Genomic DNA, 25,846 nt, shown 5'->3' on the forward strand with positions numbered 1-25,846 from the left:
TCCGTCCCTCCCTCCCCTCCCCCGAAAGGGCTACTCCCATGGCACAAGTGACATTCGTCCATCCCGGCGGCTCGCGATCGGACGTCACCGTCCCCGATGGCGTCTCGCTCATGGAGGCCGCCATCGACGCGGGCATCGACGAGATCCTCGCCGAGTGCGGTGGCAACGCGACCTGCGCGACCTGCCACATCTATCTCACCGAGGGCTGCGCGAACCGGGTCCCCCCGATGACCCCGCTCGAGGACGACATGCTCGAGGGCACCGTGGCCCCGCGTCGGCCCACGAGCCGGCTCTCGTGCCAGCTCGTCGGCGGTCCCGCCGTCGACGGCCTGGTCGTCGAGCTCCCGGAGGACCAGTGGTGAGCACCGGCCCTCACGCTGTCATCGTCGGGGCCGGACACGCTGGATTCGCGGCCGCGGCCGCCCTTCGGGACCGCGGATACACCGGCTCCGTGACGCTCCTCGGCGACGAGGACTCCATGCCCTATCAGCGGCCACCGCTGTCCAAGGGGTACCTGCTCGGGAAGGTCGAGCAACGTCGCCTGGCGTTCCGGCCCGAGAGCTTCTACACCCGACACGACATCACGCTCCGGACCGGCGTCGCCGCGACCGGCATCGACCGCGCCGGACGGAGCGTCCACCTGGACTCCGGCGAACGGGTCCCGTACGACACCCTCATCCTGGCGACCGGTGCCCGGCCGCGCCGGCTCGACATACCGGGCCTCGACCTCGAGGCGGTCGCAACGCTGCGCACGCTCGCCGACGTCGACGCCCTCGCGCCCCGCCTGGCCGGCGCGACGAGGCTGGCGATCGTGGGCGGCGGATTCATCGGCCTCGAACTCGCCGCCGTCGCCGCGTCGAAGGGGATCGACACGGTCGTCCTGGAGTCGGCCGACCGGCTCCTGCAGCGCTCACTGTCGGAACCCACCTCCGCGCACGTCGCACGCGCGCAGCGCTCCTGGGGGACCGAGATCCGAACCGGGGCGCGCGTGCGGGGCTTCGCCGCCGACGGCCCCTCGGTCCGCATCGACCTCGGCGACGACGAGGTGCGCGCCGACCTCGTGGTCGTGGGCGTCGGCGCGGTGCCCAACGTCGACCTGGCGGCCGACGCCGGCCTCGCCGTGGACGACGGGGTCCTGGTCGACACCCATCTCCGGACCTGCGATCCGGCCGTCTTCGCGATCGGCGACTGCGCCCGGTTCACCACCGCGGACGGAAGCACCCGACGGCGCGAATCCGTGCAGAACGCCACCGACCAGGCGCGGGCCGTCGCCCGCACCGTGACCGGCGATCCCACCCCGTACCAGGCCCTTCCGTGGTTCTGGAGCGACCAGCACGACCTCAAACTGCAGATCGCCGGGGACGGCACGGGGCACGACGAGGCGAGGATCGTCGGCGACCCGTCGACGGGCTCGTTCTCGACGAGCTGCTACCGCGAGGGGCGGCTCGTCGCGGTGGAGTCGATCAACGACCCCACTGCGCACGTCGCCGCCCGAAAGCAACTCTGAGGCGGCGCCGCAGCGGCGCCGCGCGAATCCGAAGGAGAGAACCGAGACAATGTCACAGCACGTCCGCGGCGTGATCGCCCGCGCTCCCGGAGCCCCCGTCGAGCTCACCACGATCGTCATCCCCTCCCCGGTCCCGGCGAGGTCGTGGTGGACATCGCCGCATGCGGGGTCTGCCACACCGACCTCACCTACCGGGAGGGCGGCATCACCGACGAGTTCCCGTTCCTGCTGGGCCATGAGGCCGCGGGCACCGTCGAATCGGTCGGCGAGGGCGTCTCCACGGTCCAGCCGGGCGACTTCGTCATCCTCAACTGGCGAGCCGTGTGCGGGCAGTGCCGGGCCTGCAGGCGCGGGCGCCCGCAGTACTGCTTCGACACCCACAACGCCACGCAGAAGATGACGCTGGAGGACGGCACGGAACTGACGCCGGCGCTGGGGATCGGCGCCTTCGCGGATAAGACCCTGGTCCACGAGGGGCAGTGCACCATCGTCGACGAAGCCGATCCCGCCGTGGTCGGCCTGCTCGGCTGCGGCGTGATGGCCGGACTCGGTGCGGCCGTCAACACCGGCGGCGTCGGACGCGGCGACTCGGTCGCCGTGATCGGGTGCGGCGGCGTCGGTGACGCCGCGATCATGGGCGCCCGGTTGACCGGCGCGACCAAGATCATCGCCGTGGACCTCGAGGCGGACAAGCTAGCCGCGGCGACGGCGCTGGGCGCGACGCACACGGTCGACGCATCGCGGGAGGACGCCGTCGAGGCGATCCGGCAGGCGACCGGCGGCTTCGGTGCCGACGTCGTGATCGACGCCGTCGGCCGACCGGAGACCTGGAAGCAGGCGTTCTACGCCCGCGACCTCGCCGGAACCGTCGTCCTCGTCGGGGTGCCGACGCCGGCCATGACGCTGGAGATGCCCCTGGTCGATTTCTTCAGCCGCGGCGGCGCGCTGAAGTCGAGCTGGTACGGCGATTGCCTTCCCGACCGCGACTTCCCCATGCTGGTGGACCTGTACCGGCAGGGCCGGTTGCCGCTCGAGCGGTTCGTGACCGAACGTGTCGGGCTCGGCGACGTCGAGGAATCGTTCGAACGACTGCACCGGGGCTCGGTGCTCCGGTCCGTGGTCGAGCTGTGACCGGCGCCGGTATCGAGCTCGTCGAAACCAGCGGTGTGTTCGCCCTCGACGGGGGTACATGGGAAGTCAGTAACAACATCTGGCTGATCGGCGACGATCGGGAGGTGCTCATCGTCGACGCCTCCCACGAGGCGGGACCGATCGTCGAGGCGGTCGGTGATCGCGACGTGATCGCCATCGTGTGCACGCACGCACACAACGACCACATCACCGTTGCGCCGGAGCTCGCCGCTCACTACGGCGCACCGATCCGGCTGCACCCCGCGGACCGACCGCTGTGGGACTCGAGCCACCCGGGCGAGAAGTACGCTCCGCTGACCGACGGTGAGCGGATCGTCGTCGCCGGCGTCGAAGTCCGGGTGATCCACACTGCGGGGCACAGTCCCGGCTCCGTGTGCCTGCACGCACCACAGCTCGATTCCCTGTTCTCGGGAGACACGCTGTTCTCCGGCGGCCCAGGGGCCACGGGCAGGTCGCTCTCCGATTTCCCGACGATCATCGATTCCATCAGGAGCCGACTACTACCGCTGCCGCCCGACACCGTGGTCCGGCCGGGCCACGGTGCCTGCACCACGATCGGCGCCGAGGCGCCGCACCTCGGCGAATGGATCGCCCGAGGCTACTAGTGGCCGGGGCCGCACTCCGTCGTCGTCGCCGGTCGGACTCGCGGCCGGCGACGCAGGCGTGCCTCTCCCGGGACGAGTACCGGCCGTCAGGCAGTCACCTGCTCGACGAAGGACAACTGGGACAGCGCGTACTCGCGGGCACGCGTGTGCAGCTCGATGGAGTGGCCGACGCCGCGCATCAGGCGCACGTCGACGGGTCCGGCCGTGAAGTGCCGGGCGAGCGCCGCCCGCGCCTCACTGTCGGAGCGCCAGATCTTGTCGTACTCGCCGAAGGTCACCCGAACCGGCGCGGCGACCGCAGCCCCCACGTCGGGCAGTCGATCAGCCCAGTCGACCACGTCGTAGAGCTCGGGCATCGGCATCGGGCGCAGCAGTTCGCCGTCGCGGGCCACGTGGGCCGGCGTGAACGAACCGTCGGGCCCGAGCATGACACCGGCGTGGGCCTCGGCCGGCAGCTCGATCGCCGGGGCGTCACCGCGCAGGCCGCCCCACATCTCTCGGATTCCCGGCTGCCAGAGCTCGCCGAGGCCGCTGACCTCGACGCCGGCGGGTGGCGTCGCGGTCTTCGTGGCCGTGAGCAGCGCGAGCATGCCGCCGATCGAATGACCGACGAGGACCGGGGCCGGCCGTACCGAGTCCGCAGTGCGTCCACCGCCGCCGCGAGGACGGTGGACTGCGCGTCGAAGCCGAACAGTTCAGCGGGGACCGCCGCGCTGCCGCCGTAGCCCGGCCGGTCGATCGCGACGATCGTGTACCCGAGGCTCGGGGCGAGGGCCAGCAGCGAGTCCGCGCCTGCGTGGAAGTACTCGGAATCGTACGTTCCGCCGTGAATCGCGACGATCAGGGCTCGCGGCTCGCCCGGGGACTCGGCGACGCGTGCCGCGAGCGGAACGCCTGCGGCGTCGATGGTGGTGGAGAAGACTGCGGAGGTGGTCGTCATGATGTGGTGCTCCTTGACTGGTCGACGCGGACGGTGGCCGGCCGGCGTTCGCGAGTGAGATTACGCCGATGGTGAACTTTCGTCGGCAATGTCAAGAAACCCCGCCGACCCCTTGTGTGTCAACAGGCATGTTGATAAATTGACGAATATGTCAGAGAACGATGTGCAGTCCTCCACCCGCTCGGCGCACGAGGCCGGGTTGGTCTCCTATCCCGACGACGTCGTCGCCCGGTACCGGGCGGACGGCCTGTGGCGCGGCAGGTCGCTGCCCGACGAGCTGACCGACGCGCTCGCCCGGTTCGCCGACCGCCCTTACCTCATCACGCCGGAGGTCCGGTGGACTCACGGTGAGCTGCTCGTCCGGGCGCGGGCGTTCGGCGCCGGCCTGCTCGCAGGCACCGAGCTGGAGCCGGGCGAGCCGGTCATGTTCCAGATGGGGAATGTGGCCGAGACCGTCGTGGCCTACCTGGGCGCCCTGATCGCGGGACTGCGCCCGGTGTGCACCCTCCCGCAGCACGGCGAGCGCGAGATCGGCCTGCTCGCCCAGCACGTGGGCGCCCGCGCGACGATCGTGCAGGCGGACCACGGCGCCGGCGAAGCCCTCGCCGTCGCCCGCGCGCTGCACGCCTCCGGAACACTGCCGGTGGTCGTGGTGACCCGCGGCGACGCGATCGGGGACACCCCCACCCTGGAGCGCCTGTCGGAGATCGGCGCCGCCGCACCCGCGCCGCCCGCCGTGGATCCTGCGCAGATCGCGGTCTTCCAGCTCTCCGGAGGGACCACCGGCCTGCCCAAGGTGGCCGCCCGGCAGCACGAGGAGTACGTCTACAACTCCCGCGCGTGGGCGGAGGCGATGAGCTACGACGGCGCCACCAAGGTGCTCTACCCGCTGCCCGTGATGCACAACGCGGGCATCGGCCTGGCCGTGCAGCCCACGATCCTGGCGGGCGCGCAGCTGGTCCTCGCCCCCTCCGCGAAGACCTCCGACATCCTCGACCTCATCGCCGCCGAGCGCCCCACCTCGCTGCCGCTGGTGCCGCCCGCCGTCGCCGTGCGGCTGCTCGAGGATCCGCGTAGCGCCTCCACCGATCTGACCTCCATCGAGGATTTCGTGGTCGGCGGTCAGGCGCTGCCGGAGGAGGTCTCCGAGCGACTGCGGGATGAGCTGGGCATCGCCGTCCGCCAGATGTTCGGCATGGCCGAGGGGATGTTCTTCGTGACCCCGACCGGGGCCGGCGAGAGCGTGCGGCACCACAGCGTGGGCGCCCCCGTCTCGCCCGGCGACGAAGTGCGGATCGCCGAGATCGGCAGCGACGATCCGGTGGCGCCCGGCGAGATCGGCGAGTTCTGCGCCCGCGGTCCGTACACGATCCGCGGCTACTATCGCGCGGAGCAGCACAACCGCGACGGGTTCAGCGCGGACGGCTACTACCGTACGGGCGACCTCGCCCGCGCCCACGAGATCGGCGGCGTCACGGTCTACTCGATCGAGGGCCGGATCAAGGACGTGATCAACCGCGGCGTCGAGAAGATCCACGCCGAGGAGGTCGAGGAGGTCATGCTGCGCCACCCCGACGTCGTCAGCGCCGCGCTGGTCGCGATGCCCGACCCCGTCCTCGGCGAACGCGCGTGCGCCTACCTCATCGTGGACGACGGGGCCGAGGCGCCGACCGTCGCGACGCTCGGCGAGTTCCTCCTGGGGCAGGGTCTCGCGAAGTACAAGCTGCCCGAGCGGGTCGAGGTGGTGACCGAGTTCCCGCTGTCCAACGTCGGCAAGGTGTCGAAGAAGGACCTCCGCGAACGCATCGCGGAGCGGCTCGCCGCGGACCTCCCCACCGCCGCGCGATAAGCCCCGACAGCCGAAAGGAACAGGAATGACCAACCAGCCCCTCCCCGGCCGGACCGTCGCGATCATCGGTGGCGGGCCCGCCGGCCTCGCCGCAGGCCGGCTGATCAAGCTCGCCGACCCGAACGCTCAGGTCACCGTGTACGAGCGCACGGACAGCAGCACCGAGACGTTCGGTTTCGGCGTCGGCCTCACCGAGGCCACGATGAGCAATCTCGCGAAGGTGGACCCGCAGACCGCGGACCGGATGCGCGAGGTCAGTCACGGCGGCCACTCGCTGGTGCTGCGCACCGACGCCGGTGACGTAGGCCTGCACGGCGCACGAAACCTCGCCATCGGCCGCGCGGTGCTGCTGGAGGTGCTCACCAAGGCGGCGCTCGAGGTGGGCGTCGAGATCCGTAGCGGCGTGAAAGCGGGCCTCGACGACGTCTCGGCCGACGTCGTCGTCGCCGCCGACGGGGCCCGCAGCGCCGTCCGAGACGCGGTGGCGGACGAACTCGGGGTGCACGTCGACTACGGTCGCCTCCACTTCATGTGGTGCGGAACCGATTTCGCCGTCGACAACGCCAACTTCACCTGGCGCGGCGACGGCGACGAGCTGTTCGTGGTGCACGCGTACCCCTACGCCGACGACCGCAGCACCTTCCTGATCGAGGCCGACGACATCACCTGGGAGGCGGCGGGGCTCGCGGCCAACGCCGCCGCGACGCCCGCGGGAGAGTCGGACACCGCGAGCCTGAAACACCTCGAGCGGGTGTTCGCCCGCGAGCTGAACGGCGGCGAGCTGCTGGCCAATCGCACCCGCTGGGCGCAGTTCCCCACCGTGACACTGGACCGCTGGTCCACCGGCAATGTGGTGCTGATCGGCGACGCCGCGCACACCGCGCACTACACCATCGGATCCGGCACCAAGCTGGCGATCGAGGACGCCATCGCCCTCGCTGCCGCACTCGCCGCGCACGAGGATACGGGCGCGGCCTTCGCAGCCTACGAGGCCGCGCGTCGCCCCTCGGTACAGCGGTTCAAGCATCTCGCCGCCCGCTCGCAGAACTGGTGGACCAGCTTCCGCGAGCGCGCCGGCACGGCGCCGGAGGCCACCGCGCTGTCGTACATGACCCGCGCCGGCAACCTGGGGATCGGCCACTACGCTGCCGAGTTCCCCGAAGCGGCCACCGTCGCGCTGCGCGCCCTGGGCGGCGAGCCGGCGGGGGACTGGGACGCCGTCGACGACTGGGTCCTGGGCCTTCCGCTCGAGACCGAGGCGCTCCGCGCACCGTCGAAGATCGTGACGGCGGAACAGCTCCCGGATGCTACCCGCGTGGAATGGAGCGGCGCCGCCGCGTGGGAGACGGGGCACGACGACTTCGTCGTGGCCGCGGCCGCAGGGAGGCCCCCGTGGTGGTGGTCGGCGGACCGTCAGACCACGCGGCGGTGGGTGCGCGCATCGACCTTGCCGAGCGGATCCGTTGGGCGGGCAAGACGGTGGTGCTCGAGATCCCGGAGGCCCTGCGGCCGGAGGCCGCGGCGGCGGTCGCCGTGGGGCGGGCCGACGCCGTCGTGCTCACGGCATGAGCTTCCCGGCGGCCGAGCCCGCCGGGGGATAGGGTCGTCGACATGTCGACAGTGGAGAGAACGGGCCGCGGGTCGCGCCGCAGGACCTGATCGTGAGCGACGTGCTGGACGCTGCGACCGGTCTGTTCGCGGTGAAGGGCTACGACGCGACCAGCCTGCAGGACATCGCGGACGCGGTCGGCGTGTCCCGGCCCGCGCTCTACCACTACCTCAGCAGCAAGGAAGACCTCCTCGTGATGCTGGTGGAGCGGGTTTCACGGGACCTCGCCGACGTGATCGAGGAACTGCGCAAGCGCTCCGACCTCGCGCCGACGGAGAAGATCACGCTGCTCACCGAGCAGCTCGTGCAGCAGCGCGCGGAGCACCCGAGCCAGTTCCGGATACTCGATCGCTCCGAAATGATGCTGCCGGAGGAGGCCGGCGCCGAGCACGCCCGCGCCAAGCGCCGGTGCTGCGCGAGACCATCGCCATCATCGAGGAGGGCGTCAAGCAGGGGGAGTTCGTGCCCGTCGACGCCCGCACCGCCGCCCTGAGCCTGCTCGGCATGTGCAATTGGGTGGCCTGGTGGGCGCGGCCCGCCGACGCCGTCGAGGTCAAGTCGATCGTAAGCACCGTCACGGCCCTCGCCCGTCGCATGCTGTGCGTCCCCGACTCCGGTGACGGCGACGGTGGCGGCGGTCCCGCCGCCCTGCTGCAGGGGATCCGGGACCGGCTCGACCGGCTCGAACCGCTGATCTGAGATCGCGCACCACAACTGAACATCCCGCTCGCCCGGCCGCAGGACGGCCGGGCGAGTGCCGTTCTGCGGTCGGCGTCGGCGTCATGTTTTGAACATGACTGTTGACAATTGGACGGTAGTGTCGAATACTGGAGGGGTACAGCGAGCCCACGCAAGGAGCACCATGAGCGTCAAGCCCATTCGGATCGGACTGATCGTCCCCAGCTCGAACGTCACCGTCGAGACGGAGATGCCCCAGATCCTCGGCCGGCACCCGCAGGAGACCTTCACGTTCCACTCGAGCCGGATGCGCATGCAGAAGGTGTCGCCGGAGCAGCTGCGCGCCATGAACACCCAGCGCGAGCGCTGCGTCATCGAGCTCGGCGACGCCGGTGTCGACGCGATGCTCTACGCCTGCCTCGTCGCGATCATGTCCACCGGCCTCGGCGAACATCACGGCGTGGAGGCGAAGATCGCCGAGCAGCTCTCCGAGGGCGGCAGCGACGCCCGCGTGCTCTCCAGCGCCGGCGCCCTCGTGGACGCCCTGAACGACATAGGCGCCACCCGGATCGCCGTCGTCACTCCCTACCTGCGCCCACTCGCCGAGCAGGTGATGGCGTACCTCGAGCACGAGGGCGTGACGGTGACCGACTGGCGCGCCCTGGAGGTGGCGGACAACGCCGAGGTGGGCTGCATCCCTGGCGATCGCGTCATGGAGGCCGCGCGCAGTCTGGACCTGACCGGCGTCGACGCGCTCGTGCTGTCCGCATGCGTGCAGATGCCGTCACTCGACCTGGTCCAGGCCGCCGAGGACGAATTCGGCATCCCGGTGATCACCGCCGCCACCGCAGGCGCCTACCGGATCCTGCGGTCGGTGGGCGCCACCGTCGACATCCCCGGCGCCGGTTCGCTGCTCCGCACCGATGCCGCCGCACCGGCCACCGCCGGAGCCTGACTCACCCGCTACCGGATAAGGAGAAAGACATGTCCGCCAGGACTTCCGAGCACCGCGTCCAGGGCGTCGACCACGCCGCCTTCCCGACCTTCGACCCCGTCGGCACCGTGAACTTCTACAACGGCGTGCTCAAGTTCCCCATCGTCCACTCGATCTGCGCCGCCGGCTGGGGACCCGAGAACCACCCCGACTTCATACACTTCTTCTTCGACATCGGTAACGGCGACCGGATGGCGTTCTTCTACTACTTCGGCCTCGAGCCGTTCGGGGATCAGACCGCGCCCGGCGACTCCTGGGCGCGGCTGCCCCAGGGCACTCCCGAATTCTTCAAGAACTCGCGCCACCTGGCGATCCACGTGGACAGCGAAGAGGATCTGCTCGAGTACCGCCGCCGCCTGGACGACTCGGACTGGCCGTGCGAGATGCAGGTGATGCACGAGACCATCGAGTCGATCTACACCCACGATCCCAACGGCTACATGGTCGAGATCACCCGGCCCTGCGGCCCGTGACGCCGCAGGAGGACCTCGACGCCGCGCTCACCCTGGAGGCGCTGTGCGACGTGGTCTCCGGCGGCGCACCCTCGATGGATGCCCTGCTGATGCGCAAGGCCGAGCTGATCGTGGAGAAGGCCGAGACGTGGGAGGAGCGGCAGCGTGAGCTCGCCGGCCTCACCGACGCCGGCGACGCAGCGTGGAACGCCGACGAGGAGGTCGAGGTCCGATGAGCCGCATGTACGTCCTGGACGTCCCCGAGAACGAGGGCGTCATCAAGGTGGCCGGGGCCGACCCCGGCAACGAGATCGAGAAGGTGGGACCGTACTTTCGGATCACCCAGCCCGACGAGATCGCGATCGACCGGCGGGCCACGGGCTGCCGGCACGCCGTCTGGTACAGCGCCCTCGCAGGCCTGGAGCACTCCCGCGTCGCGCAGCACGACAAGGACGCACTCCGGGTGGTCGACCGATGACCACCGCCGAGCGCGTCGGCGCCGGACGGTACCTGGACGCCGAGGAGGTGCCGGACGGCACCGAGACCACCCCGGTCGAGCTCGACACCGTCGACGGGGCCAAGGTGTCGGGCCTGCTCCGGACGGTCCCGGGCGCGACCGCCGTGGCGTTCCTGATGCATCCGCGGCAGGACTTCACGCACCACGTGCTCGTTCCCGAGTTCCTGCGTCGCGGGGTGGCAGTGTGGACGCAGGGCAGCCGGACCCAGGGCAACGACCTCACGCTGCTGCACGAGCAGGCTCTGTTGGACATGGCCGCGGGGCACGCGTACCTGCGCGACCGGGGCTTCGAGACCGTGATCGCCGTGGGCCACTCCGGCGGCGGCGCGCTGGCGGCGTTCTACATCGAGCAGGCCGGGCTGCCCACGGAAGAGCGTCTCACGCGCACCCCGAGCGGCAAGCCGGTAAAGCTGCCAGAGGCGCGGATGCCGGCGCCGGACCTCGCGGTGTTCATGGCGCCGCACCCCGGACAGGGCGAGCTGCTACTGCGGATGATCGACCCGTCGGTCGCCGACGAGACCGACCCGCGGTCGATCCTGCCCGAGTTGGATCCGTTCAACCCGGACAACGGCTACGCGCCGGCCCCGGCGCCCAGCTCGTACTCCGCGGAGTTCGTGGAGCGGTACCGCGCAGCGCAGCGGGCCCGGATCGAACGGATCGACGCGCTCGCCCGCGAGCGGGTCGCGCAGTCCCGCGCGGCTCAGCAACGGTACGCCGAGTCCAAGGATCCGGCCGACCGCCGCGACGCACTGGCCACAGAGTTCATCGTGGTGCACCGCACCGACGCCGACCTGCGCTGCATGGACCCGTCGATCGACCCCAACGACCGGCCGTACGGCTCGCTGTTCGGCTCCCGGCCCGACCTCACCGACTACGGCGTCGTCGGCTTCGGGCGGCTGACCACGCCCGATGCGTGGCTGTCGACCTGGTCGGCGCTGAGCAGCAACGCCGGTTTCCTCCGCTGCGCCCCGGCGGTCACCATGCCGGCCCTGTTCATCGAGATCACCGGCGATCAGGCGTGCTTCCCCGACGACGCCCGCGCGATGGTCGCGGCGTTCGGGACCGACGACGTCACGCACGTGCGGGTTCGCGGCAAGCACTTCGGTGCGGCGCTCACCGAGGGCGAGCCGACCGCCGCCGCGCTCGCCGCCGACGAGATCGAGCGCTGGCTCACCGAGCGCCTCCTCACCGAGTGAGGCTGGCGCCGCCGTCCAGGGTGATGGTGGACCCGACGACGTAGTCATCCGCGCGGGAGGCCAGGTACACCGCGGCGCCGGCCGTGTCCTCGAGCTCGCCGACCCTCCCGGCGCTTGTCCAGAGCGGACAGGATCCGAGCGCACTCGGATCGCGGCACACCCCACGGATACCGGACGACGCGTGACCACACGTGGGGCCCCGCGCTCGCGGATCCGGCCACAAGTAAGGCCCCTGGCCAGTGTTTCCACTGATCAGGGGCCCTGCTGTCGTCTCAACCAACGAGTCGGGGTGGCGGGATTCGAACCCACGACCTCTTCGTCCCGAACGAAGCGCGCTACCAAGCTGCGCCACACCCCGTGACTGTAACAACCTGCAATAGGTTACTACAGCCACCGTCGGGCAGGAAATCGGCAGGTCAGGCCTGTACTGCCTCCGGAGCGACGACGGGGCCGATCTCGACCTCGCGGTCGCGCACCGGCGCGCCGACGAGGGTGAGCAGCGACGCCTCCGGCCGGCAGAAGGTGCGGAACGGCGCCCACGGCGACGTGCCGAGGCCCGCACTCACGTGCAGCTTCATGTGCGCGCCCCACGCGGAGGCCCCCTTCACCCGTGATCGGTCCAGACCGCAGTTCGTGATGAGCGCGCCGTACACCGGCAGGCACAGCTGCCCGCCGTGCGTGTGGCCGGCGAGCGCGAGGTCGTAGCCGTCGGACGCGAACCGGTCGAGCACGCGCGGCTCGGGCGAATGCGTGAGCGCGAGCCGCAGGTCCACGGACTCGTCCGCACGCCCCGCGATGGTCTCGTACCGGTCCCGCTCGATGTGCGGATCGTCCACGCCCGCCACCTGGATGGTGACGCCGCCGGCCTCGAGCCGGCGCCGCTGATGCGTCGCGTCGAGCCAGCCGCGCTCGGCGAACGCGGCCCGCAGGTCCTGCCAGGGCAGGGGCTCGCCGTGCTTGCGCTCGTGGTCCTTGTCGAAGTACTTCGCCGGGTTCTTCGGCGTGGGCCCGAAGTAGTCGTTGGAGCCGAACACGAACAGGCCGGGGCGGCCGAGCAGCGGTCCCAGAGTCTGCACCACCGCCGGCACGGCCCGCGGGTGCGACAGGTTGTCGCCCGTGTTGACCACCAGATCGGGCTCCAGCGCGGCCAGCTCACGCACCCAGCCCTGCTTGAGCCGCTGTCCCGGGGTCATGTGCAGGTCCGAGATGTGCAGCAGGCGCAGCGTGGGCGAGCCCGGCGGCAGGATCGGCAGCGTGTGCTCGCGCAGCGTGAACGCGTTGCGCTCGTACACCGTGGCGTACGCGATGGACGCGGCACCCGCGCCCACCAGGCCGGCCCCGGCACGGAGAAGAGGATGAACTGCCATTCCCCCAGGATACTCAGCTGCCGCCCCGTCGCACACCGCGTAACTTGGACGACATGTCAGAAGTGAAGGCCGCGATCCGCGACGACCTCAAGACCGCGATGAAGGCCAAGGACACCCTGGTCACGGGCACGCTGCGCATGCTGCTCTCGGCGATCCAGAACGAGGAGACCTCCGGCACGGCGCACGCGCTGACCGACGAGGAGTTCCTGAAGGTCGTCGCGCGCGAGGTGAAGAAGCGCGGCGAGGCCGCGGAGATCTTCGAGTCCAACGGCCGCGACGAGCTCGCCGCCAAGGAGCGCGCCGAGGCCGAGGTCATGGCGCGCTACCTCCCGAAGCAGCTCAGCGACGACGAGCTGAACGCCCTCGTCGACGCCGCAGTCGCCGAGGTGACCGCGGAGCTCGGCGAGGCCCCGACGGTGCGCCAGATGGGCCAGGTCATGAAGGTCGCGAACGCCAAGGCAGCCGGCGCCGCGGACGGCAAGCGCCTCTCGTCCGCCGTCAAGGCCCGGCTGGCGTAACCCCATGGCGAAACTGCGCCGGCCCGGCGCGATGTGGCTGTGGGTCCTCGTCTCACTCGTCGCGGGCGCGGGCGCCATCGCGCTCTACGTCACGGCGATCATCCAGTGCTCGGCGCTGCTGGGCACGATGGGATATCCGGGGAACTTCCCGGCGTCGCCGCTGGGCGTGCGCACGATCACGATCCTGGTGATCGCGATCGCCGGGCTGGTGACCGTCGCCGCGATGGCGTTCACGGGCCTGTTCGCCCTGTTCGGGCAACGCTGGGCGACGGTGCTCTACGGTCTGGCCGTGTTCGTCGGCTTCCTGTTCGCCGCCGCGTCGGCGCTGCTCGGCAACGAACGCGACTACACCGATCCGGTGAGCCGCTTCGGCGTCGACCACAACGGTGCGCCCCTGGCGGGCCTGCCGATGTGGGGCGCGGTGATCGTGATGTTCCTGTTCCTGTTCTCGCTGCTGCTCACGCGCCCGGTGCACCGGTACGCGCTCGAGCGCAGCGGCGCGTGAGTCACACCGCGCCGAGGGCGTAGCCGCCCCACACCGCGACGACGCTCGCGCCGAGCGTGGCCAGGCCGTACGCGATCCCGTCGCGGTAGCGTCGATCCCGCAGGAGGGTCCACGTCTCGACGGTAGCCGTGCTGAACGTCGTGTAGCCGCCGCACACGCCGGTGCCGAGTATCGCGAGCGCCGTGCCGCCCAGCCCTCCCCCGGCGACCAGACCGGCCAGGAGCCCGAGCACGAACGAGCCCGACACGTTGATCGCCGCCGTCGCCCAGAACGACAGACGGGAGCGGAGGGCACCGTCGACCAGGTAGCGCAGGACGGCACCGATGCCCCCGCCGACCGCCACCAACAGCGCCGTCATCGGCGCACCACCGCCGCCCCGGCGATCGCCGAAACGAGACCGAGGAGCACCGTCGACCCCGCGTACAGTGCGCCGACGGCCGGGCCCGCGTCGTGGATGTCCAGCGCGAACGCGCTGTACGTCGTGAGGCCCCCGCAGAATCCGGTGCCGAACAGTAGCTTGACCCGACGATGCCGCTCGTCGTCCGGCCGTTGGGAGAGGGCTTCGATCAACCCGCCGAGCAGGAACGCGCCGAGCATGTTCACCACGAACGTCGCCCACGGAAACGGGCTGTGCGGCAGCCAGTGCCCCACCTCGGCGCGCACAAACGTGCCAGCCGCGCCGCCCAGGAAGACGAGTCCCAGGGCGGCGGGCCGCAGCAGCGTGCTCAGGAGCCGATCAGACGGCGGTGGTCAGGTCGACGTCGATGTTGCCGCGCGTCGCGTTGGAGTACGGGCACAGTTGGTGCGCCTTGGCGACGAGAGCCTCCGCGTCGGCCTGGGCGAGGCCCGGCAGGGTGGCCTTGATGGCGGCGTTGATACCGAATCCGGTCTCGGTCTTGCCGAAACCGACGGTGACGTCGACGCTGGTGTCGTCCGGGACGGCCACCTTCTCGTTGCGGCCCACGGCGCGGATCGCGCCCAGGAAGCACGCCGCGTAGCCCGCGGAGAACAGCTCCTCCGGGTTGGTGCCCTCGCCGCTGCCGCCCATCTCGGCGGGCGGACGGGTGTCCAGGTCGATGCGGCCGGTGGCCGACTTCACGTGCCCGTCGCGGCCGCCACCGGTGGCGGTCGAGGAGATGGTGTAAACGACGTCCAAGCTCATATCGCACTCCTTCGCATTCGTGCCGCCCAAGGCCCGGGCGGCGCCACCCTCGACAGTAGTCCGCGTCACAGGGGACGCGCCCGGGGATGCTCAGTGGGGCGCGCAGTCGGGGCAGTAGCCCCAGAACGTGACCTCGGCCTCGTCGATGACGAAGCCGTGGTCGTCGTCCGCGGTGAGGCACGGCGCGGTACCCACGGCGCAGTCGATGTCGACGATCTTCGCGCAGGTGCGGCACACCAGATGGTGATGGTTGTCGGCGACGCGGGCCTCGTACCGGACGGCCGACCCCGCCGGCTCGATGCGCCGCAGCAGTCCCTTCTCCGAGCACACCCGCAGCACGTCGTACACCGTCTGCGTGGCGACGGTGCCGAGCCGCCCGCGGAGGTGCTCTGCCACGTCGTCGGCCGTCGCGTGCGGATGCCCGTCGAGGTAGCCGAGCGCGGCGACGCGGGGGCGGTGATCCGCAGCCCCACGCCCCGCAGCCGACCCTCGGCGGTGTCCACCTCACTCATGCCGACTAGAGTACGCCCGGATTTGGAATCATTCCAGGGTTAGTCGCGCGGTGTGAGCAGACCGGCGGTCCGCCCGCGCCACTGGCGCCGTCCCAGGTGCGGCGTCCCGAGGAACTCGTCGATCACCGGGGCCAGCTTCGCCGCCCTGGTCACCAGGTCGACGTGGCCGCCGTCGTGGCGGTGCAGCGTGGCCCGCGGGAGGAGCGTCTCGAAGATCCTGCCGTTGATCATGGGGATGATCGGATCATCCTCGCCGAACACCAGCAGCGTCTTCTGCCGGATCACCGGCAACGCGAAGATCGACGTCCACACCGAGCCCGCCAGGAGCTGGTGCAGGTAGCCCATCTTCGAGCCGGCGTGCATCTGCCGCGAGAACGTCTCGGCGATGCCCTTCCCGTCCTCCCGGACCGCTCCGCCGTACAGCTCGCCGGCCACCTGCGCCGCGTACTCGGGATCACGGAACCGCCGCGGCGTGACCATCTTCGACAGCACCCGCGGATCGCCGGGGACCATGATCGCCCCGGTCCCCGTGGAGACCAGGATGAGGCGTCGGCAGCGCATCGGATTCTGGAAGGCGAACTGCTGCGCCAGCGCGCCGCCCCAGGACAGGCCCAGGATGTCGACGACACCGATGTCCAGCTCGTCCAGCACCCGACCCAGCACCCAAGCAAGATACGGGAATCCATACGGGAGAACCGATGTGGGCGATTCGCCTGTGCCCGGCACGTCGAACCGCACCACCGGTCGCTGCGGGTCGAGAGCGTCCACGAACGGGTCCAGCACCTCGAGGCTCGCACCGATCCCGTTGCACAGCACCAGCGGAACGCCCGTGCCGGGCCGGTAGCGCACGCGGATCCGCTGTCCGCCCGTGGCGATGAGTCGGTCCTCGATCTCCTGCGCGCCGCTCTCCTGCTCCTCGCTCACCGGTACAGCACCACCGTCTCGGCGATACAGGCAGGACGCTCGGCACCGTCGACCTCGAAAGTGAGGCGGAAGACGGCCTCGATCGCACCCTTCTTGTCCTGCGCCGCAACCAGTTCGACGGTGCCGCGCAGTCGCGACCCGACCGGCACGGGCGCCGGGAAGCGGACCTTGTTCAGGCCGTAGTTCAGCGCCGCGGCGAACTCCTCGACGACGACGGCCTCCTGCAGCAGCAACGGCGCCAACGACAGTGTGAGGTAGCCGTGGGCGATGGTCCCGCCGAACGGCCCCTTCGCCGCCTTTTCCGGATCGACGTGGATCCACTGGTGGTCCCCGGTGGCGTCCGCGAACAGGTTCACGCGGTCCTGGTCGATGGTGATCCAGTCGGTGGTGCCGAGCGTCTGCCCGACCAGGTCGAGGAGATCCTGCGGGGTGTTGACGGTGGTGGTCATGTGCTCACTTCTCCAGGACGTAGGTGCCGGGAGCGGGAGCGAGCGGCTCGAAGCCTGGAGCACCGAGGGCCGACGGTGCGTCGACTTCGGCGCCGCTGCGGGCGTCGAGCCATTCCAGGTGGTGCGGCCACCAGGAGCCCGACTGCTTCTCGGCGGTCTCGAACCACTCGTCGGGCGTCTGGCCCTGCAGCACTGGCGCGGTGCGGAACGAGGACTTCGGGTTGCCGGGCGGGTTGACCAACGACGCGATGTGACCCGCGGTGGACAGCACGTAGGTGTTGTCCTTGCTGCCGAACAGCGCGGCGCTGCGCTCGGTGGCCTGCCAGGGGCAGATGTGATCGGAGATGCCGCCCAGCACGTACAGGTCGGCCTCCACCGTGGACAGGTCCACCGGCGTGCCCAGCATCGTCGCGGCGCCCGGCGTGACCAGCTTGTTCTCCAGGCCCATGAGGACCATGTCGCGGTGCAGCGCGGCGGCCATCCGGGTCGTGTCGGCGTTCCAGAACAGCACGTCGAACGCGGCCGGCGGGCGCCCCTGGATGTAGTTGTTGACCACGTACCGCCACACCAGGTCCGTCGGGCGGAGCCAGGCGAACATCTCCGCCATGGCGGCACCGTCGAGGTAACCCTTGCTCGCGGACGTGCGGATCGCGGCGTCCGCGGCGCGGCGGTCCGCGAGGGCCGAGGCGAAGCCCGCGTGGCTCTGGTCGAGCACGGTGACGCCGAAGGTGAGGCCGGCGATCCGGTCGCCGTGGCCGGTGGCGAACAGGTGCGCCATGACCATCGCGGTGAGGATACCGCCCGAGCACGTGGAGAACACGTTCGCCTTGTCCGCACCGGTGATCACCTGGAGCGCGTCGAGCGCGTCGATGATCGCCTTGCCGTACTCGTCGAAGCCCCAGTCCCGGTGCCGCGCCGACGGATTGCGCCACGAGATGGCGAACACTTGCTGGCCGCCCTTGACGTAGTGCTCCACCAGGCTGCGGCCGGGCGCGAGGTCCATGATGTAGAACTTGTTGATCACCGGCGGCACCAGCAGCAGCGGGACCTCGCGCACCTGCTTGGTCTGCGGAGCGTACTGGATCAGCTCGAACATCCGGGTCCGCAGGACGACGGTGCCCTTCGTGGTCGCGACGGTCTCGCCCACGTTGTAGGCCTTCGGGTCGACCATCGACGGGATGCGGGGCTTGGACGCCATGTCCGCGGCGAGGGCCTTGAGGCCGCGCACCATCGACAGGCCGCCCGTGTCGATCATCGCCTTCCAGCCGAGCGGCGAGACGAAGGGATTGTTCGTCGGCGACAGGCCCTCGATGAGGTTGTCGAGGACGAACCGCATCTTCTCGGCGTCCTTCCAGTCCAGATCGGCATCGTCGTAGAGCTGATCGGCCAGGTCCGACACGGCGAGGTACGCCTGCTCGATGCGGTTGAGCAGCGGGTTGTTGGACCAGGCGGGATCCTTGAACCGGAAATCGCCCTTCTTGGGTTCGCGGGCGCTGCGCCCTGCGGCGATGAGCGCGAGCTCCTTGGCCAGGCCCGCGGAGCGTTCGGCCACCGTCACCGGCTGGCCGGCCAGCGACAGCCCGAACCGTGCCCAGGCGGCGTTGGGCACCATACGGGAGGCGAAGCTCTTCGTGGAGTTGACGAGGAGCAGATCCAGGGGGGCGACGATCTCGTCGGCGCCTTCGGCAGTGGTGGTCATTGTTCGGTGGCCTCGACTTTCTCGTTCGGTGGGTCAGTTGATCTCTGCGGGGACGGTGATGTCGCGCTTCTGGACCTTGCCGGTGGCCCCCTTGGGCAGCTCCGCCAGGAGCCAGACGTGGCGCGGGTACTTGTAGGAGGCCACGCGGTCCTTGACGAAGGCCCGCACGTCGTCGGCGGTGAGCGCGCTGCCGGGCTTGAGTGCGACGGCTGCGCCGACCTCCTCGCCGAGCGTGTCGTGCGGGACGCCGACCACGGCGGCCTCGGCGATCTCGGGGTGGCTGTAGAGCACCTCTTCGATCTCGCGCGGGTAGACGTTGAGCCCGCCGCGGATGATCATCTCCTTCTTCCGGTCGACGATCGAGAAGTAGCCCTCCTCGTCCACGATGCCGATGTCGCCGGTGGCGAACCAGCCGTCGGCGTCGATCGACGCGGCGGTCGCGTCGGGCAGGTTCCAATAGCCCTTCATGATGTTGTGGCCGCGCACCGGACCTCGCCGCGCTCGCCCTGCGGGGTCTCGTTGCCGGCGTCGTCGACCACCCGCATCTCGACGCCCTCGATCGGCGTGCCGATCGTGCCCGGCTTGCGCGGCTTGTCGGGGTGGTTGAAGCACGCGACCGGGGAGGTCTCGGAGAGGCCGTAGCCCTCGAGGATCGCCGCGCCGAAGGCGCTCTCGAAATCGGAGATGACCTGCAGCGGCAGGGCGGCGCCGCCCGAGGCGCAGAGCCGCAGCGAGGAGACGTCGTCATCGGTCTGCTTGGCCGCGACCAGGGCCGCGTACATCGTGGGCACGCCCTCGAAGATCGTCACCCCGTCGCGGGCGATGACCTCGAGCGCCTTGCGCGGCTCGAACCGGGGGATCAGGGTCAGGGTGAGCGCGAAGCGCACGGCCGCGTTCAGGCCGCAGGTGAGGCCGAACACGTGGAACAGCGGCAGGCAGCCCATCACCACGTCGCCCGCCTCGACGTGGAACAGCGTGCGCCCGACGATCTCGCAGTTCATGCCGAGGCCGCGGTGCGTGAGCTCGGCGCCCTTGGGCTTGCCGGTGGTGCCGGAGGTGTGCAGGACGACCGCCGTGTCCGACGGTGCCCGGGGCTCGACCGCCGCGGTCGGCTCGTAGTCGGCGAGGAGCGCGGCCAGGGCCGCATCGTCGCCGAAGTGGCAGACGGCCCCGGCGGCCTTCGCGCCGGCCTCGGCGTCGTCGGCGAACACGGGAGTCGCGAACAGGGCCTTGGCCGAGGTGTTCGCGAGGTAGAACTCGATTTCGGCGGCCTTGAGCAGCGGGTTCATCGGCACCGCGACCGCCCCGCGGCGCATGATCCCGTAGAACACGATCGCGAACGCGGGAGTGTTCGGCAGCATGATCCCGACGCGATCGCCGGGCTCGATGCCCTGCTCTGCGAGGTAGGCGGCGAAGCGCGCGGCGGCGGCGTCGAACTCCGCGTACGTGAACTCGAGGTCATCGCACTTGAGGGCGAGCACGTCGGGATGGGCCGCGGCGGCAGCGGTGAGGTTCTCGGCGAGATTCGTCATGGTGTCCTTCGGGCGGGTAGCGGGTTCGACCATTCAAGAGTGACCCCCGACACCCCTCGGGGTCGATGGTGATGGACACATCGTTGAGCCCGCAGGGTGTGACGGAACACAATCACCGGTGCTGGTATTCGCGGGACTCGCTACCGCTCGCGGTCGCCGCCCACCTGCAGCCGGACGCGTGCGTCGACCTCGAAAGCGAGGCACAGCTCCGCGCTCTCCCGAGGAGAGCTCACCGAGCGGTCCGTGAGTTGCTCGATGCGCCGCAGGCGGTGCCGCACCGTGTTCGGGTGCACGAACAACGCCGTCGCGGCGTCCTTGACGTTGCCCTCGTGCGCCACCCAGGCCCGGAAGGTCGCGAACAGCGGTTCGCGGTCGTCGTCGGGAAGCGCGTACAGCTTGCGGAGAACGCCGCGCGCCAGCTCCACAGTGGTCTCGGGCGCGGCGATCGCGGCCGTGCCGAGCACGGAACCGTCGAACACCGAAACGCCGGTGCCCGGCCCGACGAGTTCGCGCCGCGCGAAGTTGAGCCCCTGCGGGGTGTCCCGGAGGTCGCCGAAGGGCGCGCTCACGCCGACACGCGCGATCGCCACCCGGCTCAGCAGGTCGATCACCGCGGTGCGCACCGCCGGCGTCGGAGCGTGGACGATCCCGATCTGCTGGTCCGGCAGCAGCCGCCAGGCCGAGTAGGCGTCGATCGCGCGCAGCCGATCGACGATGCCCGGCAGGGGCGCCCGGCCCACCTCGACGGTGGCCGCCGCCACCGCGAGGTACGGACCCGTGGTGGGGATGCGGAGGATCGTCGCGATCTCCCACAGGCTCTGATCGCTCGGGATACGGCCTTGCAGAAGGTATTCCGCGAGCGCGGCGCGCTCGGCCGCGTCGTCGAGCGCCTGCTCGGTGGTCCGGTCCCGATGGGCGCCGGCCATCGCATCAATGAACTGGTCCTGTGCCTCCCACATGTGCTGCGTCGCCGAGAGCAGCGCCTGCCGGCTCAGCTCGGGCCGCTCGTCCGCAATCGCGTACACCTCCTGCCAGACGCGGTGCACGCCGATCCGGTAGGCGTGCATGACCGCGGCCAACGGCACCCCGATCTCGGCGCGCGAGCGGCCGGTCATCGCCGCCGGGGAGGTGTCGAAGGACGGGTCCGTGAGCGCCTTCACCATGTAGCTCAGGTTGTCCCGAACCGTATCGGTGACCATGTCCTCCGAGACGGCACCCGCGTCCGCGTAGAAGGGGATGTCGCGCCTGATCGCCGCGGTCACAGCGACCGCGATGGCATCCATCCGCGCCGTCAAGGCGTCTCGGATCTGCGCGATCTCGGCGTCCACACGGTCACTCACACCTGTCGATTGTGGGGGCTCGCGGGCGGTCGCGCGCCCGAATCCGCCGGTTAGACTCCGGCGCATGGACCTGATCCGGCACCTGCGGTTCTTCGTCGCGGTCGCCGAGGAACAGCACTTCGGCCGCGCCGCCGACCGGCTCGGCATCACGCAGCCGCCGGTCTCCGCCGGGCTGCGACGCCTCGAGGACGCACTGGGGGTGGCCCTGATCGACCGCAGCAGACGCGGCGCCGACCTCACGCCCGCCGGACGCGAGCTGCTCCCCCGCGCCCGGGTGATGGTGCGCGATGCGGACCGGTTCGTGGCCGAGGCTGCCCGGCTGGGCGCGGGCACCGGGGAGCGCCGAGTCGCGCTCTGCGACGCGCTCGGTACCGACCTGGCCGCGGTCTGCGCCGCCGCCCTCGCCCCGCGCGACGACGATGCGCCGCTCACCCTCTCGGCGGGCGCGTCACCGCAGCTCGCGCGGGCCGTCGCCGAGGATCTGCTGGACGTCGCGGTCGTCGAGCACCCCGTCCTCGGGGACGGCGCACCGTCTGGGCCCGTGATCGCGCTGCCGCGCGATTTCCTGGTGCCCGGGGGATTCCGGTCGCCGCGCCTGCGGGACCTGTCGACGCTGGCGGTGGCGCTGCCGCCGCGCGCGACGAATCCGCCCGCCGCCGACCTGCTGCTGGACCGGCTCACGGCGCGGGGCATCACGTCGACGGTGCTCATCACCGAGACCGAGGCAGCAGCGCACGCCGCCGTGGCCGCGGGCCTGGCGTTCACGCCCGTCGCCGCCGGTGGAGCGGCCCCCGCGGGGACCGCACGGCGCCCGGCGACGGACTTCCCGTTGCGGGTCAAGGTGCTCGGCCGTCGCGACCACCCGGACGTCGCAGTACTCGAGTCGGTTCTGTGGCGGCTGGGCCGGTGAACGCGATCGAGCGGATCGACGCCGTCTTCGCCGACGCCGGGTGCAACGGCTGGCTGCACGCGCGCGTCGTGGGGCACCGGTCGGACCCCGTCGCCGCGCTGTCCGTCGGCGGCGAGCAGCCCGTCGTGCCCGCGTCGGTCTACAAGGTGGTGCTGCTGGTCGCCGCGGCGCGCGCCGTGGACGCCGGGCGGCTCGATCCCCGCGCGCGGGTCGTCGTCGACCCGGCCACCGCGACGCCCGGCCCGACCGGCCTCGCGGCGTTCGCGGATCCCGTCGAAGTGAGTGTGCGGGACCTGGCGCGCTCGATGATCGCGGTCTCCGACAACGCGGCAGCGGGCGTACTGATGCCGCTCGTGGGCCTGGACACCGTGCAGGCGACCGCCCGCGACCTGGGGCTGCGCGGCACCCGGATCGTCGGCGGCGACGCGGAGATCCACGCGGCGATGATGGCGGAGACCGATACGCGCACCGTCGCCGAGGCTTTCGCGGCGCTCGCCGACGACGATCTCGCGCGCCCCGTCCGCGCCTACGACCCGACGTTCGGCAGCGCGACCACCGCCGCCGACATGACCGCACTCCTCGCCGCGCTCTGGACCGACACCGCGGCGTCGGCGGAGCAGTGCGCCTTCGCCCGCTCCGCGCTCGCCGGGCAGGTCTTCCGGCACCGCGTCGCCTCGGGCTTCGGCTCGGCGCCGTCGATCGCGGGGAAGACGGGGACCCTGGGCGCGCTCCGCAACGAGGTGGCGGTGGTCGAGTACCCCGGCGAGCACCCCGTCGCGGTGGCCGTGTTCACCCACGCGGCGCGCAACGATCCGAGCCTGCCGCGGGTCGACGCGGCGATCGGGACTGTCGCGGCCATCGCCGTCGACGCGCTTCGCGTGCCCCTCTACCAGTAGCGATACCGATTCGCTATCGTCGACGCCGGTTTCGCTCTTTGGCGGGTATCGCGGGGCGCGGGTTGACTGGGCGCATGCGCTCCGCCTCCATCCGACCCGGCCGACCCGCCCGCGGCGGCACGGCCGTTCTCGCGATCGCCGCCCTCGCGGCCTCCCTCGTGTCCTGCTCCGAGGACGACGTGGTGACGAAGTTCGCGACGGCCCTGACCCAGCGCGACGCCGGCGAGGCCGCCGGGCTGACCTCCGACCCCACGGCCGCGACCGACGCGCTCCAGCGCACTTTCGACGGCATGGGCGACGCGCGGCCGAGGGTCACCGTCGGGAAGAACGGCGACGAGCACGACCTCACCTGGTCCTGGTCGCTGCCGCACGATCGCGACGTGCGGTACACGACGCGGGTCGCGGCCGGCGGCGGCAAGGTCACCTGGCAGCCGAGCGTCATCCACCCGGACGCCACCGCCGGGGCCCGCCTGCTCTACGCCGACGAGAAGTCGTACGGCACCCGCGTGCTCGATCGCAAGAACGCGCCGCTGATGACGTGGCAGACGGTCACCGTCGTCTCGCTCGACCCCGAGCACGCGGACTCCGCCGAGGCGCTGGCGGGCCGGCTCGCCGTCGCCGACCGGACGGTGACAGCCGCCGGACTCCGGAAGACGGTGGCGGGCAAGGACTCCCCCACGACGGTGATCGCGCTCCGCGCCGACGCCGCGAAGCGGGTCGGATCGCTCGCGACGATCCCGGGCGTCACGACGCGCGAGGAGGGCCGCCTGCTCACGACGTCGCCGGCGCTGCGCAGCCCCCTCACCACCGGCCTCGAGGAGCGTTGGCGCGGCGACGTCGACGCCGGGGCGGGAGCCTCGGTCACCGTCGTCGACGGCGAGGGCGAGCCGATCCGCCTGGTCGAGTCGTTCCCCGCGGCCACCGCACAGCCCGTGCGGACCACCCTCGACGCAGGCCTGCAGCGCGCCGCCAACGCGGCCGTCGCGCGGGAGAAGCGCCCCACCATGCTCGTGGCGATCCGCCCGTCGACCGGCGGCATCCTCGCCGTCGCGCAGAACTCCGCGGCCGACGCGCAGGGCCCCGTCGCTCTGACCGGCCTGTACCCGCCCGGCTCGACGTTCAAGACCATCACCACTGCGGCGGCCCTGAAGGCCGGCGTCACCACCGCCGATGCGGAGCTGCCGTGCCCCGGCCGGGCCCGGTTCGGCGACCGCACCATCCCCAACGAGGACGAGTTCGCCCTCGGCACCGTGCCCTTGCACACCGCCTTCGCGAAGTCGTGCAACACCACGATGGCGGCCCTCGGCACGAAACTCGGCGACACCGCCCTGGCCGATACCGCCCGCGCGTTCGGCCTCGGCGTCGACTTCACGGTTCCCGGGATCACGACGGTGACCGGCACCGTCCCACCCGCGCGCACGCCCGCCGAGCGGGTCGAGGAATCGATCGGGCAGGGCCGTGTGACCGCGTCGCCGTTCGGGCTCGCCGTGGTCGAGGCCTCGCTCGCCGCGGGGACCATGGTGCGGCCCTCCCTGTTCGACGGTGAGCCGGGTACCGCCGACGCCGGCGCCGTGCGGATCGACCCCGCGGTCGCGACGGCGCTGCGCGCGGCGATGCGCGAGACCGTCACGTCCGGCACGGCGGCCGCGCTGCGCGACATCGAGGGCCTCGGCGGCAAGACTGGCACCGCCGAGTTCGGCGACAACTCGCATGCGCACGGCTGGTTCGCCGGCATCGTCGGCGACCTCGCGTTCGCGACGCTCGTGGTCTCGGGCGAGAGCTCCGCCCCGGCCGTGGCGGTGAGCGGCGCGTTCCTCCGCGGCGCGGGCGGCGACCTCCTGACGGTGGTGCGATCGGAGCGGGCCGTACTGGCAGATTAGGCTCGTCCGGGTGTTCGTCAAGGTGTGTGGCCTGCGTACCCCCGAGACCGTCGACGCGGCGGTCGTGGCCGGCGCCGACGCCGTGGGCTTCGTGTTCGCGCCCGGCAGCGTCCGGCTCATCGACCCCGACGGCGCCGCCGCCCTCGTCGCGCGCGTCCCCGGCGATGTGGAGACGGTGGGCGTGTTCCGCAAGCAGCCGATCGACGAGGTGCTCGCGGTGGCGCGCGCCGCCGGGGTGCGCACGATCCAATTGCACGGCGACGAACCCGACGAGCACTTCGCCCGCGCCGCCGAGGCGGGCTTCGGCACCATCCGCGCGGTCTCCGCGGCCCGCTACTCGGGATCCGGGCACGCCGGGCCGGGCCGCCTCCTCATCGATGCGACGGTGCCCGGCTCGGGCGAGCCGTTCGATCCCGCTGATCTCCCCGTTCCCCGCGACCGAATGGCTCCTGGCCGGCGGCCTGCGTCCGGACAACGTGATCGCCCTGATCGCCGCCTTCGGTCCGTCGGGCGTGGACGTCTCCAGCGGCGTCGAGTCCGCGCCGGGCGTCAAGGATCCGGAGTTGATCCGGGCATTCCTGGCCGCCGCCCGCGCCTGACCCGCTGACCAGCCCCTTCGCACACGAGACGGGTCCCCTACAGGGAGTAGTATT

The 25,846-nt window shown here is 71.4% G+C and carries 24 protein-coding genes, 1 tRNA gene and 6 pseudogenes; 19 read left to right on the forward strand and 12 right to left on the reverse strand.

Features of this window, described 5'->3' with window-relative positions:
* The first annotated feature begins 38 nt into the window (after window positions 1–38).
* The 4 genes and pseudogenes from MTP03_RS20730 (at window position 39) to MTP03_RS20745 (ending at window position 3,264) form a co-directional block, all read left to right on the forward strand.
* Window positions 39–362, forward strand: coding sequence for a 2Fe-2S iron-sulfur cluster-binding protein (locus MTP03_RS20730; RefSeq protein WP_248489775.1), 324 nt, complete (start codon window positions 39–41; stop codon window positions 360–362).
* A complete protein-coding gene (locus tag MTP03_RS20735; RefSeq protein ID WP_248489776.1) occupies window positions 359–1,507 on the forward strand; it encodes an NAD(P)/FAD-dependent oxidoreductase in 1,149 nt (382 codons plus the stop codon). Before MTP03_RS20730 ends, MTP03_RS20735 begins: the two co-directional genes overlap by 4 nt.
* 49 nt (window positions 1,508–1,556) lie before the next feature.
* Window positions 1,557–2,638: pseudogene (locus MTP03_RS20740) on the forward strand (S-(hydroxymethyl)mycothiol dehydrogenase).
* Window positions 2,635–3,264 carry an MBL fold metallo-hydrolase gene (locus MTP03_RS20745; protein ID WP_248489777.1) on the forward strand — a complete coding sequence of 210 codons (630 nt, stop codon included), beginning with the start codon at window positions 2,635–2,637 and terminating at the stop codon, window positions 3,262–3,264. Before MTP03_RS20740 ends, MTP03_RS20745 begins: the two are co-directional and overlap by 4 nt.
* An 86-nt stretch (window positions 3,265–3,350) precedes the next feature.
* Here MTP03_RS20745 and MTP03_RS20750 read toward each other — a convergent pair whose 3' ends face one another.
* On the reverse strand, window positions 3,351–3,854 hold the full coding sequence (locus MTP03_RS20750; protein WP_248489778.1) for a hypothetical protein: 504 nt from the start codon (window positions 3,852–3,854) through the stop codon (window positions 3,351–3,353).
* 498 nt (window positions 3,855–4,352) lie between these two features.
* On the opposite strand from MTP03_RS20750, the gene MTP03_RS20755 reads away from it, so the two are divergent.
* The 8 genes and pseudogenes from MTP03_RS20755 to MTP03_RS20780 all read left to right on the forward strand — a co-directional run bounded on the left by MTP03_RS20755 (window position 4,353) and on the right by MTP03_RS20780 (window position 11,499).
* Window positions 4,353–6,053 carry an AMP-binding protein gene (locus tag MTP03_RS20755; RefSeq protein ID WP_248489779.1) on the forward strand — a complete coding sequence of 567 codons (1,701 nt, stop codon included), beginning with the start codon at window positions 4,353–4,355 and terminating at the stop codon, window positions 6,051–6,053.
* Between the two features lie 244 nt (window positions 6,054–6,297).
* Window positions 6,298–7,011 (forward strand): annotated as a pseudogene (locus MTP03_RS24095) (FAD-dependent monooxygenase); the annotation flags it as partial.
* Window positions 7,012–7,753: 742 nt separating this feature from the next.
* Window positions 7,754–8,155: a TetR/AcrR family transcriptional regulator gene (locus MTP03_RS24100; protein WP_371820999.1), complete on the forward strand. Its 402-nt coding sequence runs from the start codon at window positions 7,754–7,756 to the stop codon at window positions 8,153–8,155.
* Window positions 8,071–8,361: a hypothetical protein gene (locus MTP03_RS24105; RefSeq protein WP_371821000.1), complete on the forward strand. Its 291-nt coding sequence runs from the start codon at window positions 8,071–8,073 to the stop codon at window positions 8,359–8,361. Before MTP03_RS24100 ends, MTP03_RS24105 begins: the two co-directional genes overlap by 85 nt.
* A 163-nt stretch (window positions 8,362–8,524) precedes the next feature.
* Complete coding sequence (locus MTP03_RS20765; protein ID WP_248489781.1) at window positions 8,525–9,295, forward strand: maleate cis-trans isomerase; 771 nt, start codon at window positions 8,525–8,527, stop codon at window positions 9,293–9,295.
* Window positions 9,296–9,324: 29 nt separating this feature from the next.
* Window positions 9,325–10,022, forward strand: a pseudogene (locus tag MTP03_RS20770) (VOC family protein).
* On the forward strand, window positions 10,019–10,264 hold the full coding sequence (locus tag MTP03_RS20775; protein ID WP_248489782.1) for a hypothetical protein: 246 nt from the start codon (window positions 10,019–10,021) through the stop codon (window positions 10,262–10,264). Before MTP03_RS20770 ends, MTP03_RS20775 begins: the two are co-directional and overlap by 4 nt.
* Window positions 10,261–11,499 carry an alpha/beta hydrolase gene (locus MTP03_RS20780; protein WP_248489783.1) on the forward strand — a complete coding sequence of 413 codons (1,239 nt, stop codon included), beginning with the start codon at window positions 10,261–10,263 and terminating at the stop codon, window positions 11,497–11,499. Before MTP03_RS20775 ends, MTP03_RS20780 begins: the two co-directional genes overlap by 4 nt.
* A 284-nt stretch (window positions 11,500–11,783) precedes the next feature.
* On the opposite strand, the gene MTP03_RS20785 is transcribed toward MTP03_RS20780, so the two are convergent.
* Window positions 11,784–11,857, reverse strand: a tRNA-Pro gene (locus tag MTP03_RS20785).
* A 58-nt stretch (window positions 11,858–11,915) separates the two neighbouring features.
* Window positions 11,916–12,866, reverse strand: coding sequence for a metallophosphoesterase (locus tag MTP03_RS20790; RefSeq protein ID WP_248489784.1), 951 nt, complete (start codon window positions 12,864–12,866; stop codon window positions 11,916–11,918).
* 53 nt (window positions 12,867–12,919) lie between these two features.
* Here MTP03_RS20790 and MTP03_RS20795 point away from each other — a divergent pair, with 53 nt between their 5' ends.
* Both MTP03_RS20795 and MTP03_RS20800 read left to right on the forward strand, forming a co-directional pair.
* Entirely contained in the window at window positions 12,920–13,384 is a 465-nt protein-coding gene (locus MTP03_RS20795; RefSeq protein ID WP_248489785.1) for a GatB/YqeY domain-containing protein, read from the forward strand.
* Window positions 13,385–13,388: 4 nt separating this feature from the next.
* On the forward strand, window positions 13,389–13,889 hold the full coding sequence (locus MTP03_RS20800; RefSeq protein ID WP_248489786.1) for a hypothetical protein: 501 nt from the start codon (window positions 13,389–13,391) through the stop codon (window positions 13,887–13,889).
* A 1-nt stretch (window position 13,890) separates the two neighbouring features.
* Here the strand turns inward: MTP03_RS20800 and MTP03_RS20805 are convergent, their stop codons facing one another.
* The 9 genes and pseudogenes from MTP03_RS20805 to MTP03_RS20845 all read right to left on the reverse strand — a co-directional run bounded on the left by MTP03_RS20805 (window position 13,891) and on the right by MTP03_RS20845 (window position 21,507).
* Window positions 13,891–14,247 carry a CrcB family protein gene (locus tag MTP03_RS20805; protein WP_248489787.1) on the reverse strand — a complete coding sequence of 119 codons (357 nt, stop codon included), beginning with the start codon at window positions 14,245–14,247 and terminating at the stop codon, window positions 13,891–13,893.
* Window positions 14,244–14,540: a CrcB family protein gene (locus MTP03_RS20810; RefSeq protein WP_248489788.1), complete on the reverse strand. Its 297-nt coding sequence runs from the start codon at window positions 14,538–14,540 to the stop codon at window positions 14,244–14,246. The genes MTP03_RS20805 and MTP03_RS20810 overlap by 4 nt, the downstream gene beginning before the upstream one ends.
* A gap of 85 nt (window positions 14,541–14,625) precedes the next feature.
* Window positions 14,626–15,051 (reverse strand): organic hydroperoxide resistance protein, encoded by a 426-nt coding sequence (locus tag MTP03_RS20815; protein WP_248489789.1) that lies wholly within the window; start codon window positions 15,049–15,051, stop codon window positions 14,626–14,628.
* 90 nt (window positions 15,052–15,141) lie between these two features.
* Window positions 15,142–15,563: pseudogene (locus MTP03_RS20820) on the reverse strand (Fur family transcriptional regulator).
* A gap of 39 nt (window positions 15,564–15,602) precedes the next feature.
* The gene (gene phaZ / locus MTP03_RS20825) at window positions 15,603–16,487 is read right to left on the reverse strand and encodes a poly(3-hydroxyalkanoate) depolymerase (RefSeq protein ID WP_248489790.1); all 885 of its coding nucleotides are present in this window, start codon (window positions 16,485–16,487) and stop codon (window positions 15,603–15,605) included.
* On the reverse strand, window positions 16,484–16,936 hold the full coding sequence (locus tag MTP03_RS20830) for a MaoC family dehydratase (protein ID WP_248489791.1): 453 nt from the start codon (window positions 16,934–16,936) through the stop codon (window positions 16,484–16,486). The genes phaZ and MTP03_RS20830 overlap by 4 nt, the downstream gene beginning before the upstream one ends.
* A 4-nt stretch (window positions 16,937–16,940) precedes the next feature.
* A complete protein-coding gene (locus MTP03_RS20835; protein ID WP_248489792.1) occupies window positions 16,941–18,635 on the reverse strand; it encodes an alpha/beta hydrolase in 1,695 nt (564 codons plus the stop codon).
* A gap of 33 nt (window positions 18,636–18,668) precedes the next feature.
* A pseudogene (locus MTP03_RS20840) lies at window positions 18,669–20,167 on the reverse strand (long-chain fatty acid--CoA ligase).
* Between the two features lie 140 nt (window positions 20,168–20,307).
* A complete protein-coding gene (locus MTP03_RS20845; protein WP_248489793.1) occupies window positions 20,308–21,507 on the reverse strand; it encodes a CdaR family transcriptional regulator in 1,200 nt (399 codons plus the stop codon).
* A 64-nt stretch (window positions 21,508–21,571) separates the two neighbouring features.
* On the opposite strand from MTP03_RS20845, the gene MTP03_RS20850 reads away from it, so the two are divergent.
* From MTP03_RS20850 to MTP03_RS22965, 5 genes and pseudogenes are all read left to right on the forward strand, one after another.
* Window positions 21,572–22,417 carry a LysR family transcriptional regulator gene (locus tag MTP03_RS20850; RefSeq protein WP_248489794.1) on the forward strand — a complete coding sequence of 282 codons (846 nt, stop codon included), beginning with the start codon at window positions 21,572–21,574 and terminating at the stop codon, window positions 22,415–22,417.
* Window positions 22,414–23,313 (forward strand): serine hydrolase, encoded by a 900-nt coding sequence (locus MTP03_RS20855; protein WP_248489795.1) that lies wholly within the window; start codon window positions 22,414–22,416, stop codon window positions 23,311–23,313. The genes MTP03_RS20850 and MTP03_RS20855 overlap by 4 nt, the downstream gene beginning before the upstream one ends.
* Window positions 23,314–23,387: 74 nt before the next feature.
* Window positions 23,388–25,193: a penicillin-binding transpeptidase domain-containing protein gene (locus MTP03_RS20860; RefSeq protein WP_248489796.1), complete on the forward strand. Its 1,806-nt coding sequence runs from the start codon at window positions 23,388–23,390 to the stop codon at window positions 25,191–25,193.
* Window positions 25,194–25,257: 64 nt separating this feature from the next.
* Window positions 25,258–25,548, forward strand: a pseudogene (locus tag MTP03_RS22960) (phosphoribosylanthranilate isomerase); the annotation flags it as partial.
* Between the two features lie 22 nt (window positions 25,549–25,570).
* Window positions 25,571–25,792 carry a hypothetical protein gene (locus MTP03_RS22965; protein ID WP_256465297.1) on the forward strand — a complete coding sequence of 74 codons (222 nt, stop codon included), beginning with the start codon at window positions 25,571–25,573 and terminating at the stop codon, window positions 25,790–25,792.
* Window positions 25,793–25,846: the final 54 nt, after the last annotated feature.

It is taken from the genome of Tsukamurella sp. PLM1, assembly GCF_023168325.1.
Classification (GTDB): domain Bacteria; phylum Actinomycetota; class Actinomycetes; order Mycobacteriales; family Mycobacteriaceae; genus Tsukamurella.